The organism is Brevundimonas sp. GW456-12-10-14-LB3 (assembly GCF_059424365.1).
In genome coordinates, this window is sequence record NZ_JBWKZJ010000011.1 from 1 (window position 1) to 16,282 (window position 16,282).

Annotated in this window: 15 protein-coding genes; 10 read left to right on the forward strand and 5 right to left on the reverse strand. The window is 67.6% G+C overall.

All coding sequences use genetic code 11. The annotated features are described in order from the left end of the window. From AC07XS_RS06610 to pip, 4 genes are all read left to right on the forward strand, one after another. The coding region (locus AC07XS_RS06610; protein ID WP_321208120.1) for a hypothetical protein at nucleotides 1-2,392 on the forward strand (2,392 nt) is incomplete at its 5' end. A gap of 52 nt (nucleotides 2,393-2,444) precedes the next feature. After that, the gene (locus AC07XS_RS06615; protein WP_321208121.1) at nucleotides 2,445-3,065 is read left to right on the forward strand and encodes a hypothetical protein; all 621 of its coding nucleotides are present in this window, start codon (nucleotides 2,445-2,447) and stop codon (nucleotides 3,063-3,065) included. 96 nt (nucleotides 3,066-3,161) lie between these two features. Beyond that, nucleotides 3,162-3,518, forward strand: coding sequence for a DUF423 domain-containing protein (locus tag AC07XS_RS06620; RefSeq protein WP_007445956.1), 357 nt, complete (start codon nucleotides 3,162-3,164; stop codon nucleotides 3,516-3,518). 44 nt (nucleotides 3,519-3,562) lie between these two features. Then, nucleotides 3,563-4,537, forward strand: coding sequence for a prolyl aminopeptidase (gene pip / locus AC07XS_RS06625; protein ID WP_182714737.1), 975 nt, complete (start codon nucleotides 3,563-3,565; stop codon nucleotides 4,535-4,537). Nucleotides 4,538-4,581: 44 nt separating this feature from the next. Here pip and AC07XS_RS06630 read toward each other — a convergent pair whose 3' ends face one another. Beyond that, nucleotides 4,582-5,295 carry a pirin family protein gene (locus tag AC07XS_RS06630; RefSeq protein ID WP_054765807.1) on the reverse strand — a complete coding sequence of 238 codons (714 nt, stop codon included), beginning with the start codon at nucleotides 5,293-5,295 and terminating at the stop codon, nucleotides 4,582-4,584. A 117-nt stretch (nucleotides 5,296-5,412) separates the two neighbouring features. Between AC07XS_RS06630 and AC07XS_RS06635 the strand changes: the two genes are divergently transcribed. Beyond that, nucleotides 5,413-6,339, forward strand: a complete 927-nt coding sequence (locus AC07XS_RS06635; protein ID WP_182714738.1) for a LysR family transcriptional regulator — start codon at nucleotides 5,413-5,415, stop codon at nucleotides 6,337-6,339. Nucleotides 6,340-6,342: 3 nt separating this feature from the next. On the opposite strand, the gene AC07XS_RS06640 is transcribed toward AC07XS_RS06635, so the two are convergent. The 4 genes from AC07XS_RS06640 to AC07XS_RS06655 form a co-directional block, all read right to left on the reverse strand. Then, nucleotides 6,343-6,648, reverse strand: a complete 306-nt coding sequence (locus tag AC07XS_RS06640) for a hemolysin (RefSeq protein ID WP_182714739.1) — start codon at nucleotides 6,646-6,648, stop codon at nucleotides 6,343-6,345. Between the two features lie 23 nt (nucleotides 6,649-6,671). After that, nucleotides 6,672-6,884 carry a hypothetical protein gene (locus AC07XS_RS06645; protein WP_054766951.1) on the reverse strand — a complete coding sequence of 71 codons (213 nt, stop codon included), beginning with the start codon at nucleotides 6,882-6,884 and terminating at the stop codon, nucleotides 6,672-6,674. Between the two features lie 101 nt (nucleotides 6,885-6,985). Continuing rightward, nucleotides 6,986-7,444 (reverse strand): DNA polymerase III subunit chi, encoded by a 459-nt coding sequence (locus AC07XS_RS06650; RefSeq protein WP_054765808.1) that lies wholly within the window; start codon nucleotides 7,442-7,444, stop codon nucleotides 6,986-6,988. Nucleotides 7,445-7,464: 20 nt separating this feature from the next. Beyond that, on the reverse strand, nucleotides 7,465-8,940 hold the full coding sequence (locus AC07XS_RS06655; RefSeq protein WP_182714740.1) for a leucyl aminopeptidase: 1,476 nt from the start codon (nucleotides 8,938-8,940) through the stop codon (nucleotides 7,465-7,467). Nucleotides 8,941-9,084: 144 nt separating this feature from the next. Here AC07XS_RS06655 and AC07XS_RS06660 point away from each other — a divergent pair, with 144 nt between their 5' ends. The 5 genes from AC07XS_RS06660 (at nucleotide 9,085) to pdxA (ending at nucleotide 16,282) form a co-directional block, all read left to right on the forward strand. After that, entirely contained in the window at nucleotides 9,085-10,233 is a 1,149-nt protein-coding gene (locus AC07XS_RS06660; RefSeq protein WP_182714741.1) for an LptF/LptG family permease, read from the forward strand. 2 nt (nucleotides 10,234-10,235) lie between these two features. Beyond that, a complete protein-coding gene (lptG, locus tag AC07XS_RS06665) occupies nucleotides 10,236-11,378 on the forward strand; it encodes an LPS export ABC transporter permease LptG (protein WP_182714742.1) in 1,143 nt (380 codons plus the stop codon). A gap of 33 nt (nucleotides 11,379-11,411) precedes the next feature. Then, nucleotides 11,412-13,862 carry an LPS assembly protein LptD gene (locus AC07XS_RS06670; protein WP_182714743.1) on the forward strand — a complete coding sequence of 817 codons (2,451 nt, stop codon included), beginning with the start codon at nucleotides 11,412-11,414 and terminating at the stop codon, nucleotides 13,860-13,862. 72 nt (nucleotides 13,863-13,934) lie between these two features. After that, on the forward strand, nucleotides 13,935-15,290 hold the full coding sequence (locus AC07XS_RS06675) for a peptidylprolyl isomerase (protein WP_224760935.1): 1,356 nt from the start codon (nucleotides 13,935-13,937) through the stop codon (nucleotides 15,288-15,290). Beyond that, nucleotides 15,287-16,282: a 4-hydroxythreonine-4-phosphate dehydrogenase PdxA gene (pdxA, locus tag AC07XS_RS06680; protein ID WP_182714744.1), complete on the forward strand. Its 996-nt coding sequence runs from the start codon at nucleotides 15,287-15,289 to the stop codon at nucleotides 16,280-16,282. The genes AC07XS_RS06675 and pdxA overlap by 4 nt, the downstream gene beginning before the upstream one ends.

Genomic DNA, 16,282 nt, shown 5'->3' on the forward strand with positions numbered 1-16,282 from the left:
CCCCTCCCGTTTCCGGATCAGAACGCCGGATCAAGACCAGCCGGTTCCGCAACAGGCGTCTGAGGCCGATTCGGCTCCCATCGCCGAACCGACGATCGCCGACGCTGCGGCGGGTCCGCTGGAAATGGCGGTCGCCCAGGGCCAGCCGCCGGCGCCCTTTGAACGCTCCCCACCCATCCCGGCCTCGCCCGGGAGCTCGACGCCGGCCCCAAGCGGCCGCAACGCCTATCTGTTCGCCGGCCTGGCCTCGGCCGTGTGGATCGGAGGGGTCGCCTCATGGGCGGCCTATGAGGTCGGCGCCGGCGGGGCGGACCTGGATCCGCTCAGGATCGCCGTCTACGCCCTGCTCGCCCTGGCGCCCGCCAGCCTGACGCTGGTCCTGGCCAACGCCATTCTCCAGGGCGCCGGCCTGGCGGCCGAGACGCGGCGCGCGCGCAGAATGGCTGAATCGCTGGTGGCCCCCACGGCTTTCGCCGCAGATCAGGCGGGGCAGGTCCTGACCTCGCTTCGAACCGACATCGACCACGCCGCCCTGGCGGCCGAGCGCGCGCGCAGCGACATGGCCCTGCTTCGGCAGGCCCTGGCCGAGGAGACCGAGCGTCTGAACGAGGCGGCGGAGGCCGCCGGCCGCACTGCCCGACGGCTGGTCGAGAACCTCGGGCGGGAGCGGGATCAGATGCAGGCCCTGGGCCTTCATCTGGACAGCCAGGCCGCCGGAGTCCTCGACGCGGTCGAGCGTCAGTCGCGCATGGTCGCCGACGCCTCCGACCTGGCTCAAGCCCAGCTTCGCGAGGCGGAAGCCGCCCTGGCCGCCCGAGCCGCCGACATGGCGGCGGCTGCGGGAGAGGCCCAGGACGCCGCTCGCGTCGCCGCCGATGATCTGGCGCGCCAGACGATCCGCCTGGAGAATGCGGGCTCGGGGGTCGCCGAACAGATTCAGTCGGTCGAGGAAGGGCTCAGCCAGCAGCGCGCAGCCCTGGTTACCGCCGCCTACGCCCTGCGCACCGATCAGGAGGACTTCTCCGCCCAGGTCGAGAGCCAGCGGGCCCAGTTCGTCGAACATCTGTCGGCGACACGCGCCGCCCATAACGAAATGGGACAAACCTCCCAGGCCTCGATCCAGGCCTTGCGGGAAATTCTGGAAGCCGCCGGCGATCAGTTCCGCGCTCTCATCGACATGTCTCAGCGCGAGGCGGACGGCTTCGACGCCGCCACAAAGGTCTCGCTCGATCGGTTCGAAGCCTTGGCCGCCGATGCGCGCGACACCCTGATGGAGGAAACCCGCCGCGCCCTGGAGCAGATGCGCGCCACGGCCGAGGATTCCCGCGCCGCCGCCGCCGACGCCTCCGAACAGGCCCGGCTGCGTGCCGACCGCCTTGGCGAAGCCCTGTTCGAGGCCGCTCAGAAGGCCGACCAAGCCGCTGACGCCCGGATCGAAGACGCCCGACGCATCGTCGGTGAAACCTCCGGCCTGCTGGAACAGGCCGGCGAACGGATGGTCCAGCGGCTGGAAAGCCTGATCGATCGCCTCAACGCCGCCCTCTCCGAGATCGACACGGCCGTAGCGGATGTCGATGAAAGGGCCGCCCGCCTGCCCGAACAGGCGCGCGCGCGCGTCGACGCCGTTCGCGCCAGTGTGGAAGAAGGGCTGAACGCCCTGGCCGCCGCCTCGCGCAAGGCGGCCGAGGACACCGAGGCGCTGGATGTCGGCTTCCAGGAAAGGGTTCGCCGAAACTACGACATGTTGACCGAGGCTGTGCGCCTGATGGGCGTTGTCTCCGGGGACGCCCCGACCGGCCGTCGCCGAGACCCTGATTTTGGGCCGGAGCCCCGGCCTTCGCCCAGCCTGCCCGCCTCGCCGCCAGAGCGCGAAGAGGACAAGAGCTTCGGCCTGCGGGGTCGGCTGCGTCTGGCGCCGGCTGAGCCGGAAAAGGCCAAGTCGCCCGGCGCCGGCCTGGGCTGGGCCGACCTGGTCACGGGCGGCCCGGAAGAGCCGCCGCTGGAACTCGACGCCCCGACGACCGCCGCACCGGATACGGCGGCTTTGTCCGACCGAGTCTCGGCCGCCATCCGCCGCATGGGTGTCGATCCCAACGCCCTGTTGCCGCGCTCGCGCGTCGAAGAGGCGGCGCGCCTGCTGGGGGACGGCGATCCTGACGGCGCCCGTCACATCGTCCGGCGCGTCGCCCCGGCCGCCGTTCGCAGCGTGTCTCGGCGCGTGCTGAGCGACCCCGAACTCCGCGCAGACGCGGAACGCTATGTCCGGGTCTTCGCCCAGGAGTTGGCGACCGCGGCGCGCATGCGGGATCTTCAGGCCATCCAGACCCGCCTGGCGTCCGACGGCGGCCGCGCCTTTATGTTGTTGGACGCAGCGGTCGGCGATCTGGGATGAGGCTTGACGTCGGCCCCCTGTTTCCTTCACCTGTCTTCGTCACGGAAACTTCATGGAATTCGTGGGGATCGGGGCCGGCATGATCATTGAGACCGAAACGCCGGGGCGATCCGACCGTCGACCCGGCATCGCCATATGCGCCTATGAGGCGGACGCGCCCGGCTGGGATTTGGTCGAGGATCTTTCGGGCGAGGTCTGGAGCCCTGCCGGCGCCCGCACCCTGCGCATTCCGGCCGAGGACCCGGATCATCTGGCTCGGATGATCGGGGGCGTCCTGGACAGCGGCGACTGCCGCGCCGTTCTTCTTGTCGGACGTAATCCAAAGGGGGACGGCTTCCGCATGCAGATGCGTGCCGAAAACCGCGCGCTGGATCGCAAATCCCGCCTCTCCGACACCGGCCCCGCCGTCGCCCGGACGACGGCTCCTGTGGCGGATATCGTCCGCGCCTTGAACGAAATCGGTTTGGCGGCCGATGCTTCATCGGACTCTGTCGATGATGTGGGCTCCTATCTCCTTTATCGGGTTTTGGCCGATCTGCCCGACGAAGCGCATACCCCGGCCGTGGGCCTGCTGCGCGCGCCGCCGGGCGCTGACGAGGCGGCGGTGAAGAAGGCTGTGAAGACCGCCGCCTCTGTAATGGCGGGGCAGATGGCGCTTCTGCCGCGCTTCTGACGTTTGCCCTCGGCGGATCAACCGGTAGAGCCGGATCGGCTCAAGAGGAAAAACTCCCCGGTTCCGCCCGAAACGATCATGCCCTAGGGTCGATCCATGATGGTGAACCGCAATCTGATCGTCTTCGCCGCGTTCAACGGCGCCATGGCCGTGGCGCTCGGCGCCTTCGCCGCTCATGGTGCGGCGCCGCAGGTCCGGACGCTGCTGTCGACAGGCGCGGCCTATCAACTCACCCATGCCGTCTTCGCCCTGGCCTGCGCTGTCTGGACCGGAGGCGGGCGGCTGGCGCGGCTCGCCGGATGGCTCGGGGCGGCGGGCGGCCTGGTGTTCGGGCTCGCCCTGGCCCTTCTTGGCGTGCTCAGCCTATCGACCATGGGAATGGTCGCTCCAATCGGCGGTCTGCTGATGATCTCGGCTTGGTTTTGCCTCGCTGTTGCGGCATTGCGACCCTAGTTTCCAGTACGGCCGCGCTTGCAGCCTCTCAGAAAGACCTCTCCATGGCCTTCCCTGCGCCTTCAGAGCCGCGTCGAGACCTTTATCCCGAGATCGAGCCCTTCGCTTCCGGCTGGATGCAGACCGACGGGGTCCATGAGGTCTATTATGAGGAATGCGGCAATCCCCAGGGCCGGCCGGTCCTGGTCCTGCACGGCGGCCCCGGCGGGGCGGTCAATCCGGGCATGCGGCGCTATTTCGACCCGGCGCGGTACCGGATCATCCTGTTCGATCAAAGGGGGTGCGGCCAGTCCCGACCCCATGCGTCCCTGGAAAACAACACGACCTGGACCTTGATCGAGGACATCGAACGGCTGCGCGAGCGCTGCGGCGTCGATAAGTGGGTAGTGTTCGGGGGATCGTGGGGCTCGACCCTGTCGATGGCCTACGCCATCACCCATCCTGAACGGGTCATGGCCCTGGTGCTGCGCGGCATCTTCCTTCTGACCAAAAAGGAGTTGCACTGGTTCTATCAGGACGGCGCCTCGATGATCTTCCCCGACGCCTGGGAACGCTTTGTCGAGCCGATTCCAGTCGCTGAGCGCGACGATCTGATGGGAGCCTATCACAAGCGACTGATCGGCGAGGATCAGGTCGAGCGGGCGCGCTGCGCCGTCGCCTGGTCCTGCTGGGAAGGCGAGACCGTCAGCGTGGAAGGGCCCAGCGCCAAGCCGGACAAGTTCGCCGACCCGACCTTCGCGGTCGCCTTCGCGCGGATTGAAAACTGGTTCTTCACCAACGCCGGCTTCTTTCCTGAAGACGGGTGGATTCTGAAGAATGTGGACCGGATGCGCCACATTCCCTGCTGGATCGCCCAAGGCCGGTTCGACGTCGTGACGCCGATCGCGGGCGCCTGGGCCCTGCACCGCGCCTGGCCTGAGGCGAAGCTGGACATCGTTCCCGACGCCGGCCACGCCTCGTCGGAGCCGGGCGTAATCGACAGCCTCATTCGCGCAACGGACTGGGCGGCGAATCTCTGAAGCGGGGCCGGGCGGGGTCGATCCCGCCCGGCGCCCTTCGACCGTCAGGCCGCGTCCACCAGGACCACTTCGGCGTCCGACAGGGCCTTGACCGTCACCAGCTCCTCTTGGGCTATGGCCGCGCCGTCTCTAGCGTTCAGCCGAACCCCATTGACCTCGATCTCGCCCTTGGCCGGAACCAGATAGCCGCGACGGTCGGCGCCCAGCGGATAGTCGGCGCTGTCGCCGGCGTTCAGGGTCGCCGCCACGATCCGCGCATCGGTGCGAATGGGCAGGGCGCCCCCGCCGCTCTCGGACGTGTCGCCTTCAAAGCCCGAGGCCAGGACCACAAACTGGCCCGCCCTTTCGCCCTTGGGAAAGGGCTTGGAGCCCCAGCTCGGGGCCTCGCCGCGCCTGGTCGGCTCGATCCAGATCTGGAAGATTCGGGTCAGTTCCGGCTCGGCGTTGTATTCGGCGTGACGAATGCCTGTGCCGGCGCTCATGACCTGAACATCGCCGGCGACGGTGCGGCCCTTGTTGCCCAGGCTGTCCTCATGGGTGATGGCCCCGTCGCGGACATAGGTGATGATCTCCATGTCGGCGTGCGGGTGAGGCGGGAAGCCGGTCCCGGCGGCGATCTCATCGTCATTCCAAACCCGCAGATTGCCCCAGCTCATCCGCTTGGGATCATAGTAGTTGGCGAAGGAGAAGTGATGTTTGGCGTTCAGCCAGCCATGGTTGGCGCCGCCGAGAGATTCAAAGGGTCTGCGTTCGATCATCGGTCTGTCCTCAGGCCGGGCCGTCCCGGCGTCATTGACTTGACGCCAAGATAGAGATCGACGACCGAACAGAAATAGAAACCCCTGAAACTCATCGTTTCCGACTTGGAGACCGCCATGTCCCGCCTGCCTGACCTCGAGGCCATGGCCATCTTCGCCAAGGTCGCGGAAACTCAGTCCTTTTCGGGCGCTGCCGAAGCTCTGGCCATGTCCAAGGCGACCGTTTCCAAGGCCGTGGCCCGGCTGGAGCAGCAGTTGAAGACCACCCTGCTCCACCGCACCTCGCGCCGCTTCGCCTTGACCGACGCCGGGCGCAATCTGGCGGCGCGCGCCGGCCTCATGCTGGCCGAGGCCGAAGGGGCGATGTCGGAGGCCTTGGACATGTCGGTGACGCCGCGCGGCCTGGTGCGGTTGGCCGCCCCCATGTCCTTCGGCATGGCCTATGTCGCCCCTGCCCTGCCAGCGTTTCTGGCGACCCATCCGGATGTCTCGGTCGATCTGCATCTGTCGGACGAGGTGGTCGATCTGGTGGGCGGCGGGTTCGACTGCGCCCTGCGCATCGCCGCCCTGCCCGACTCATCGCTCACGGCGCGTCGTCTGCGGCCGGTCGAGCGGTTCCTCGTGGCCTCGCCCGACTACCTGGCTCAGCGCGGGCGGCCGATCCATCCGAACGATCTGGAGCGGCATTCCTGCCTCGGCTACGCCTATATGCCGACCCCAGACGCCTGGCGCTTCATCAATGACGCCGGCGAAGAGGTCGTGGTGCGGCCGCGCGGGCCGTTGCGAGCCAACAATTCCGACGCCCTGACCGCCTCCCTCTGCGCGGGCCTGGGCCTCTTCCCCCAGCCGGACTTCATCTATTGGAGGGACGTCGCCGAAGGGCGGCTGGAAACGGTCATGACCGACTGGCGCCTGCCCCCCATCGCCCTGCATCTGGTTGCGCCCAGCGGCGGACCGCGCCCGGCGCGCGTGTCGGCTCTGATGGATTATCTGGCGAAGACCTTCAGCGCTCCGCTCTGGCCCGGTGACAAGGTCGGCCGCTGAGGCTCAGCCGCACTTGACCTGCTGGATCACGCCGGTCGCCTCGTCATAGACGAAGTTCACTCGGTTCTCGCGATAGTCCATCGTGGCCGCGCAGGTGGTGCACAGGAGGCGGAAGGTCTGACCTTCCGGCGCGCTGGGCACCGTCGAACGGTTCCGGCCCACATAGGCCTGATAGTCCTCCACCTTGCAGGCTTTGAACGCGGTGTCGCCCCCCGGGGCGGCGCCGGCGGCGGGCGTCTCGGTCGGGGCGCAGGCCGACAGGGCCAGGCCCGCCGACATCAGGGTCGTCAGGATGAAGGCGGTCTTCATGGTCGTCTCTCCAAAAGCCAGCGTCAGCCGCAGCGGACCTGTTCGATGATCCCTGTCTGGGCGTCGTAGAATATGTTCAGCCGGTAGGCCGAAAAATCATGGGTGACCGGGCAGGTGGTGCAGGTCACGCGCCGGTTGACGACATCCACAGGCACCGGGATTTCGGTCTTGGGCCGCCCCACCAGATACTGAAGTTCCCCCGCCTTGCAGACATCGGTCGTCTGGGCGGTCGGCATGCGACTGCCCACGGGCGGCGTGACCTGCGCCTGTTCCACGGTACGCGGCGCCGGCTTTTCGGCGACGGGCGTGGAACAGCCGGCTAAGGCCGCCAAGACGATCAGGCCGCCTTTTCCCAGCGCCCTGCGTCCGTCTGCCGCCAATAGGCCAACTCCGCGCCCTGGGCCTTCAGCGCCTTCCAGCGGCCGCGCGCCTGCTGAAGCGCCGTTGCGTCCCGACCGTCGAAAATGATGAAGCATCTTTCGATCCCTTCCGTGGCGCCCAGTTCTGCGTCATCGACGATGAACAGCGCCTGAGCGCCGTTCAGGTTCTCTCCCGATTCGCTGAGAAGCACCGGCTGGCGATCGGCATGGGGCTGATCCGCCCGACCGTGCGGCAGAAAACTCTCTTCGTGGAAGGTCCACAGCCGCTCGTCCAGATCATCCAGCCGATGGGCATGAGACGATTTGATCAGGGCGCGCCAGCCCCGCTCGAGGGTCTTCTCGAGCAGGGTCGGCAGCACCTGGTCCAGGGAGGACCGCTCCAGGTGGTAGAACCAGATTTCGGGCTTGCCGCTCATCCGGCTCTACCGTCCAAGGCTCAGGCTTCGTAGGTGTCGGCCACCATCCGGTCCAGGGTGCGCACGGCGAAGCCGACGCCGCCTTCCGGCACGGTGGGGCTGGGGCTCTTGTTCGCCCAGGCGGTCGGCGCGATGTCCAGGTGCGCCCACGGCACGCCGTTGGTGAAGCGCTGCAGGAACAGGGCCGCGGTGATCGAGCCGCCGGCGCGGCCGTTGCCGGTGTTCTTCACATCGGCGATCTTCGAATCAATGTGCTGTTCGTAGATGGCCGGGATCGGCATGCGCCAGAAGTTCTCGCCCACCTTCTTAGAGGCGGCCAGGATCGGCTCGGCGACCTCGTCCGAGTTCGAGAAGACGCCGGCGTAGTCCAGGCCCAGGGCCACGATCATGGCGCCGGTGAGGGTGGCCAGGTCGATCATGAACTTCGGCTTGAACCGCTCCTGCGTGTACCAAAGGGCGTCAGCCAGGACGAGGCGGCCCTCGGCGTCGGTGTTGATCACCTCGACCGTCTGGCCCGACATGGACACGACCACGTCGCCCGGACGCTGGGCGTTGCCGTCCGGCATGTTCTCGACCAGGCCCAGCACGCCCACGGCGTTGACCTTGGCCTTGCGGCCGGCCAGGGCGATCATGGTTCCGGTCACGGCGGCGGCGCCGCCCATGTCCCACTTCATGTCCTCCATGCCTTCGGCCGGCTTGATCGAGATGCCGCCGGTGTCGAAGCAGACGCCCTTGCCGACGAAGGCCAGGGGTTGGGCGCCCGCCTCGCCGCCGTTCCACTTCATGATCGCCAGCTGGCTTTCGCGACGGCTGCCCTGGCCGACGCCCAGCAGGGTGCGCATGCCCAGCTTCTCCATCTCGGCCTCGCCGAGGATTTCGACCTCCAGGCCCAGGCTCTCGAGCGCCTTGACGCGGCGCGCGAACTCGGCGGGATAGAGGACGTTGGCGGGCTCGGACACCAGATCGCGGGCGAAGATCACGCCGTCAGCCACAGCGGTCAGCGGCTCCAGGGCGGCCTCGGCGGCGCGCAGGTCGGACGTCACGACGCGCACCGTGTTGATCGACGGAATCTTGTCCGGCTTCTGGGTCGTCCGGTATTTGTCGAACCGGTAGGCGGCCAGTCGCACCGCGAAGCCGACGCGCGCGGCCTGTTCAGGGCTCAGGTTGGAGGCGTCGATGGTCAGAACCTCGGCGCCCGACAGTTTCACCGCCGCATAGGCGTTGCCGCCGAACGCCTCGACCGCCAGGTCGTCGATTTTGTCCGCCGACCCAGCGCCGACCAGCAGGATGGACTCCGCCTTTGCGCCCGAGACGGCCGCAACCATCAGGGTCTGGCCAGCCTTGCCGACGAACCGCCCCTTGCTCATCGCGCGGGTCAGGGCGCCGCCGGACTGTTCGTCCAGCTCCGACCCGGAGCCGGCGAGGACGCGATCTTCATGAACAGGCACGGCCAGGATTTCAGCGGCGTCAACGGCAGCGACGAACTCGATCTTCATTCAACGACTCCAGCCGGGCCCCACCCGGCGCTCACAACAGAAGAAAAAGACAAACGGCGCGTCTGCATGTCGCGGACGCGCCCTCCTGTGCTACTAGATGCGCCTCATCGCCGCCGCCTGCAACCGGGCGAAGTCCATCCGCCCATGACCCTGATCCAAAGATACCTTTTTCGCCAGCTCTCCCTACCCGTGGTCGCGGCGTGCGCGTCCCTGGCTGGAATCGGAATTTTGAGTCAGAGCCTCGACCAGCTCGAGGTCATCGTGGAACGGGGTCAGAGCGTATGGGTGATGGTCAAGCTGACGCTTTTGGCCCTGCCCCAGTTGCTGGCCGTCATCCTGCCCATAGGCCTGTTCGTCGGCGCCCTGATCGCCCTGACCCGGCTGCAGCGCGAACAGGAACTCACCGCCGCCTTCGCCGGAGGCATGACCCGCTGGCAGGTCATATCGCCGGCGGCCCGGCTCGCGGTCCTCGTGCTGATCCTGAACCTGATCATGACTCTGTTCGCCCAGCCCTGGGCCCAGCGGGAGGCCCGCAACCAGGCCTTCGCCATCCGCACCGACCTGGCGGCCCTGCTCGTCGAGGAAGGCCAGTTCGTCCAGGGGCCGGACGGGCTGACCGTCTATGTCCAGCAGATTGAGCAGAACGGCCTTCTGAAGAACCTTTTCGTCTATCTGGACGACGGCAAGTCCAGCCAGAACTGGAGCGCGGCCGAGGCCCGCTTCGGACGTGACGCCGCCAATGAGCCGGTCCTGACCATGATCGACGGCTCCTGGCAGAAATATTCCTCGCGCGGCGTGCTCGAGACCCTGTCGTTCGACCGTTACGACTTTCCGCTGGGACAGTTCTCGGCCGTGACCGAGCAGATTCGCTACAAGCCGGCCGACCTCTATCTGCGTCAACTGCTCAATCCCACCCCGCGCGTGCTGGAAACCGCCGGCTCAAGGGGAGAACTCCTGGCGGAGGCGCATGCGCGGATTTCAGCGCCGCTTTACGCCTTGACCGCCATGGCCATGGCCCTGGCGGCGATCCTGGGCGGCGCCTTCAGCCGCACCGGCTATTCGCTTCGCATCGCCAAGGCGGCGGGCCTGTTCCTTGTCGTGCGGGTGATCGGCTATGGGCTGGTCGCAGCCAGCGCCTGGAACCCGTGGATGAACCTGCTGCAATACATCGCGCCGCTTGCCGCGACGGCTTTGGCGCTTCGGCTTCTGTTTCGCGCGCTTAAGCCGCGAAAGCGCCGGTCCTGGCCGATCGCTGAGCAACTGCGACCCCTGTCTTCGGCCAGGACGGCGTGACCATGAGGTCTCTAGCCCTTCCCGCCCGGTCCTTCCGTTCGCGCCTTCCGCGTCTGGGCCGCATCGAAATCTATGTGTTGACTCAACAGTTGCGCGCCTTGGGCGTGGCCCTGGCGGTGATCTCCGCCCTGGTCATGCTGATCGACTTCGTCGAGGTGTCGCGCGGCGTAGGGTCGGATCAGGATCTGTCGGCCCTGCGCATCCTGGGCCTGGTGGCGCTGAAGTCGCCGGCGGTGATCGTCCAACTGCTGCCCTTCGTCTTCCTGTTCGGCACCCTGGGCGCCTATATCGGCCTGAACCGACGCAGCGAACTGGTCGCCATGCGGGCGGCGGGGGTGTCGGCCTGGCGGTTCGTCCTCCCGGCGGCCGGCATGGCCTTCGCTCTGGGCGTTCTTACCGTGACCGTTCTGGGGCCCTTGGCCTCAGCCGGCGACGGTCTGTGGCAGCGCGAACGCGCTCGCATCTCCGGAGCCGCCGCCAACGACCGCTCGGATGCCCCCATCTGGCTGCGCGAAGGCGACGATCAGCGCCAGATGATCATCCGGGCCGGCCGTCAGGACCGCGCCAACGCCCGGCTTCTGGACGTCACCTTCTTCATCTACGTCACAGATGCGGAGGGGAACCGCGACTTTTCCGAACGGATCGACGCCCAGTCCGCCGCCCTCAGCGCCGGGCGCTGGCGTCTGACCAACGCCGTCGGCGCCAGCATCGGCCAGAGGGCCGTCGCCTATTCCAGTCTCGACCTGGTCTCCAGCCTGGCGGACGAAGAGGCGTTCGAGCGATTCGCCCGTCCCCAGGCGACGCCCTTTTGGTCCCTGCCCAACCAGATTCAGCGGATCGAGGACGCCGGCTTCGCCTCGACCGCTTATCGCCTGCGGTTACAACAACTGCTGGCGACGCCCCTCGTGTTCGCCGCCATGTCTATCCTGGCGGCGGCCTTTTCCCTGCGTCTGATGCGGCTGGGGGATCTGGCGAGGATGAGCGTGGCAGCCGTCGTGCTGGGCTTCGCCTTCTTCTTCCTGAACCAATTCAGCTCGGCCATGGGTTCGGCCGAGGTGGTGCCGCCCCTGGTGGCGGCCTGGCTGCCGCCCTTGTTGACGGCCCTCGCCGCCTTCACCTTGCTGTTCTATACCGAAGACGGCTAAGCGAGCGCCTCGCTCAAGACAGACGGATGCTTCATGCAAGGTGATCGCGATCGGGGTTCAAGGGCCTTGCGGGTCCGGCTTCTGGCCGGCGCGGCGCTCCTGGCGTGTCTGCCCTTCGCGGACGAGGCGCTCGCCCAGGCTCAGCCAGCGGCGGGTCAATCGGCGGTTCCCGACGTCCTGCCCCAGGGCGCCGTCTATGTGGACGCCGACAGCGCCGGCCGTGTCGGCGACACGATCGTCGCCCAGAGCGACGGCGCGCGCCGGGTCTATCTGCGTGCTGACGGTCATGTGCTTCGGGGCGAGAACCTGACCTATGATCTGTCCACCGGCGCGGCCACGGCCGACGGACGCGTCGAGGCCGTCGCGCCGGACGGCACGGTCGTCTACGCCAGCCATCTGGAGGCCGACGGCGAGCTGAAGGCGGCGGTGGCCGTCGATTTCGCCACCCGCTTCAGCAACGGCGCCAGCCTGATGGCCGCGACGGCGGTCCGCCGCAGCGAACGGGTCAATGAGCTGAACTACGCCGTCTTCACCCCCTGCCCGATCTGCGACGACAAGGGCCCCAAGACCCCAAGCCTCTCGATCCAGGCCGAGAAGGTGGTTCAGGACGAAGCCCTGCGCGCCGTCATCTACCGCAATGCGATGTTCCGCATCGGCGGGGTGCCCGTCTTCTACACCCCCTTCTTCGCCCACCCGGATCCCACGGTCGAACGGGCGTCCGGTTTCCTGGTGCCGATCGTCAACTATGACGAAGGCCGCGGCGTCTCGATCGAAACCCCCTATCTGCACGTCGTCTCGCCATCCGAGGACTGGCTGATCAGCCCACAGTTCAACACGCGGGTCGCGCCGCTGTTGAACCTTCAATGGCGCCGTCGCTTCGTCAACGGAGCGATCGTCGCCCGCGGCGGCTACACCTATGAGCGCACCTTCGGCGACTTCGACAGGAACGGCGACGGGGATTACGAAAGCAATGTCCGCTTTGGGGACAAGGAGCACCGCAGCTATCTGCTGTCCCATGGCGCGTTCGATCTGTCGGGCCCCTGGCGCCTCGGCTTCACGGCCGAGCGGACGTCCGACAAGACCCTGTTCGACCGCTACGACGTTCAGAACCCCTATCAGGACAACGGCCTCTATTACGGCGACCGTCGCCGTCTGATCAGTCAGGTCTACGCCGAGCGGCAGACCGACCGCTCCTATGTTTCGATCGCAGCCTTTTCGATCCAGAGCCTGAGACTGGACAACCGCTTCGCCGACACCGATTTCCGCGACGCGGAAGGGTTCAAGGTCTTTGAAAACGACGGCGCCCTGCCGATCGTCGCCCCCCTGATCGACGCCCGCTGGGAGCCGTCGGGCCTGATCGGCGGCGGCCGGCTGCGGCTGAAGGGGTCCGCCGTATCCCTGTATCGCGACGTTTTCGTCGGCGCGCCGGTGCTCAATCCGGACATCGTGCCGGGGGACCCAGCGGGGCTTTCGGGCGTGGACAGCCGACGGATCACAGGTCAGGCGGAGTGGCGTCGCGTCTTCATCACGCCCCACGGCCTGCGTATCGAGCCCTTCGTCGACGGCCGCGTGGACTTCTACGCCTTGTCCGACCTGCCGCCGATGATGGGCGTCGAAAGCGACGAGACGCTGAGCCGCACGCGCGCGAGCGCCGGGGTGGACCTCAGTTACCCCCTGGTGCGTCGCACGCCGCGCGGCGACATCATTCTGGAGCCGGTCGCCCAGCTGTCGGTCTCCAACAAGTCCGACATCGACCCTCGCATTCCCAATGAGGATTCACAGGTCATCGAACTGGATGAATCCTCCCTGTTCCGCATGGACCGCTTCTCGGGCTATGACCTGGTGGAAGGCGGCGCCCGTTTCACCGCCGGCGCCCGCGCTACGATCCGCTGGTCCGAAGGCCGCAGCGCCAGCCTTTTCGTGGGCCGCAGCTACCGCGCCGACGACGAAGACGCCTTCCGCACCACCATACCGGACAGCACGACCGGCGCCCTTTACGACCCCACCGGCCTGGCGTCCTCCGCCTCAGACTGGGTGGTTCAAGGCAGCTTCTCACCGTCGGACCGTATCCGCAGCTGGGGCCACGCCACCTTTGACGGATCCGGCGACATCCGGCGCGCCGAGGCCGCGCTGGACGGACGCTGGGGCCGGCGCAACCTCGCCAGCTTCAGCTACATCGTCGATCGGTCCAATCCGCTGTCAGGGCCGCTCAATCGGAACTATGAATTCGTCCAGCTGGCGGGTCAGCAGTTCGTCTACGGCCACTGGGGCGTGGCCGTAGCCGGCATCGCCGATCTGGAGCGCAACGTCATCACCCGCCAGGAGGTCGGCCTCCTGTTCGACGACGATTGTTTTAGGGTCGAGATCGGTTATCGCCGCGACAATACGCGGGTTCGGGCCAGTGGTCCGTCGGACGGGGTGTATCTACGCCTAAACCTCGCCACTTTCGGAGGTTCAGGTTATGGACAGGGCGGATTGCGTTGAGCATGACGCTGTACGGGGCGCGACCGCCTGCCGGCCCGGCCGGTGGACCGCTGTGAGGAATCAGGACGACCAATGGGTTTGATGCGTTATTCGACGGGGGCTGCGCTCGCGGCGCTCCTCCTCGCCGGTTCGGCCTATGGTCAGACGGCGCCCGCTCCGGCCGCCCAGCAGCCGACGGCCGCAGGCGCGCCTAACCCGGCGGCCGGAGACGGACCGGTTGCGGCCCGCGCCGCGCCTCAGTTCGAACTGGCCGACGGCATTGTCGCTACGGTCAATGACAAGATCATCACCGGCTATGATCTGCGCCAGCAGATGCTGATGCTGATCGCCTCGTCCCAGGTTCAGCCGACGGAACAGAATCTGCCGGCGATCCAGCAGGCGGCGCTGAACCGACTGATCGAAGAACGGCTGAAGGCTCAGGAAATCACCAAGTTCGAGACCTTGAAGGTCACCGACCAGGAGATCGACGAGGAAATCGCCCAGATGGCGCGCCAGGCCGGCGTCACGCCGGCCGCCTATATGGAGTTTCTCCAGCAGGGCGGCATTCAGCCCAGCGCCTTCCGCGAAAACCTGCGCACGGAGATCGGCTGGAGCCAGCTGGTGCCCGGCCGCTTCAACAGCCGCGCCCGACCCAGCACGCTTCAAGTCGAGCAGGAGCTGCGCCGCCTGAACGAGGCGGCGGCCCAGCCCCAGTATCTGATCGGTGAAATCTACATCGAAGCGGCGCGGGTCGGCGGCCAAGAGGCTGCGATGAACGGCGCCCGCCAGCTGGTGCAGCAGATCATTCAGGGCGCGCCCTTCCAGGCGGTCGCCCAACAGTTCTCCTCCGCCCCGTCCGCCTCGGCCCGCGTCCCCGGCGACGCAGGCTGGGTGGTCAAGGGCACGGTGCAGCCGGCCCTTCAGACCATCTTCGACCAGCTCCAGCCCGGCCAGCTGTCGAACCCCGTCCCGGTCGATGGCGGCGTGTACATCATCTATATGCGAGACAAGCGTGACGGCGCGGCGACCAGCCTGGTTTCGTTGAAACAGATGATGGTCGAACTGCCGGAATCGGCGTCCGAGGCCGAGCTCGCAGCGGCCACCCGGACTTTGGAAGGCCTGCGCCAGGGACTGAACTGCGACAACATCCTGTCCCAGGCGCGAGCGACCCAGGGCGTAATCGGCGCCGACCTGGGCGAATCGGACGTGGCCAATCTGGCGCCCCAGTTCCAGCAGTTCGCCCGCACCGGAGAGATCGGCTCGGTCTCGACCCCGATTCGTACGCCGCTCGGCCTGCATCTGGTCGCCGTCTGCGGCCGTCGCGTCGGCGGTCCTGAGGCCCCCAATCGTCAGCAGGTCGAGAACCGCCTGCGCGGCCAGAACCTGGCGGTGCTGGAGCGTCGCTATATCCGCGATCTGCGCAACGACGCCCTGATCGAGTTCAAATGACCCGGCCTCTGGTCCTGACGCTGGGCGAACCCGCCGGCGTCGGGCCGGAGATCGTAGCCGCCGCCTGGCGGGCGCGCTCGGCCGACATGCTGCCGTTCGCCGTAATCGGCGACGCCGCCCTGCTTGAGGCGCAAGGCATAGCCGTCGCCGACGTCTTCACGCCCGGCGAGGCCGCCCAGCATTTCGAGCGGGCCCTCCCGGTCATTCACCGCGCCCTGCCCGCGCCGGTGACAATCGGCCTTCCCGACCCGGCCAATGCGCCCTCGGTCGCCGACGGCATCGAAGAGGCTGTCAGCTTCGCCTTGTCGGGCGAAGCCTCGGGTCTGGTCACAGCCCCCATCGCCAAGGCGCCTATGTACGCCTCGGGTTTCCGCTTTCCGGGCCACACCGAGTTCATCGCCGAACTGACCGCCGACGCCCCCTACGCCGGCACGCGGGGGCCCGTGATGATGCTGGCCGCCCGCGACCTGCGCGCCTGTCTGGTGACTATCCACGTCGCCCTGGATCAGGTTCCCGAGCTGATCACGGCCGAGCGGGTCGCCCGCACCGCCCGCGTCGTCCACGAAAGCCTGAAGCGCGACTTCGCCATCGCCCGCCCGCGCCTGGCCATGGCCGCCCTGAACCCCCACGCGGGCGAAGGGGGCGCCCTGGGGCTGCAGGAGATCGAGACCCTGATCCCCGTCGCCGAACAGCTGCGCGGCGAAGGGATCGACATCACCGACCCCAAACCCGCCGACAGCCTGTTCCACGACGACGCCCGCGCGACCTATGATGCGGTGATCTGCATGCACCACGACCAGGCCCTGATCCCGGTCAAGACCCTGGACTTCTGGGGCGGGGTCAATGTCTCGCTGGGTCTGCCCGTCATCCGCACCTCGCCCGATCACGGAACGGGTTTCGACATCGCCGGCAAGGGGATTGCGCGTCCGGACAGCCTGATCGCCGCTATTCGTCTGGCCTCGGAGATGGCGGCGGCCCGCGCCGCGCGCTAA

Coding starts and splice junctions, on each gene's coding strand:
- AC07XS_RS06660 (WP_182714741.1), top strand. CDS start 9,085: ATGACCCTGATCCAAAGATACCTTTTTCGCCAGCTCTCCCTACCCGTG.
- AC07XS_RS06635 (WP_182714738.1), top strand. CDS start 5,413: ATGTCCCGCCTGCCTGACCTCGAGGCCATGGCCATCTTCGCCAAGGTC.
- AC07XS_RS06640 (WP_182714739.1), bottom strand. CDS start 6,648: ATGAAGACCGCCTTCATCCTGACGACCCTGATGTCGGCGGGCCTGGCC.
- AC07XS_RS06675 (WP_224760935.1), top strand. CDS start 13,935: ATGGGTTTGATGCGTTATTCGACGGGGGCTGCGCTCGCGGCGCTCCTC.
- AC07XS_RS06655 (WP_182714740.1), bottom strand. CDS start 8,940: ATGAAGATCGAGTTCGTCGCTGCCGTTGACGCCGCTGAAATCCTGGCC.
- AC07XS_RS06615 (WP_321208121.1), top strand. CDS start 2,445: ATGGAATTCGTGGGGATCGGGGCCGGCATGATCATTGAGACCGAAACG.
- lptG (WP_182714742.1), top strand. CDS start 10,236: ATGAGGTCTCTAGCCCTTCCCGCCCGGTCCTTCCGTTCGCGCCTTCCG.
- pip (WP_182714737.1), top strand. CDS start 3,563: ATGGCCTTCCCTGCGCCTTCAGAGCCGCGTCGAGACCTTTATCCCGAG.
- AC07XS_RS06630 (WP_054765807.1), bottom strand. CDS start 5,295: ATGATCGAACGCAGACCCTTTGAATCTCTCGGCGGCGCCAACCATGGC.
- AC07XS_RS06645 (WP_054766951.1), bottom strand. CDS start 6,884: ATGCCGACCGCCCAGACGACCGATGTCTGCAAGGCGGGGGAACTTCAG.
- AC07XS_RS06620 (WP_007445956.1), top strand. CDS start 3,162: ATGATGGTGAACCGCAATCTGATCGTCTTCGCCGCGTTCAACGGCGCC.
- AC07XS_RS06670 (WP_182714743.1), top strand. CDS start 11,412: ATGCAAGGTGATCGCGATCGGGGTTCAAGGGCCTTGCGGGTCCGGCTT.
- AC07XS_RS06650 (WP_054765808.1), bottom strand. CDS start 7,444: ATGAGCGGCAAGCCCGAAATCTGGTTCTACCACCTGGAGCGGTCCTCC.
- pdxA (WP_182714744.1), top strand. CDS start 15,287: ATGACCCGGCCTCTGGTCCTGACGCTGGGCGAACCCGCCGGCGTCGGG.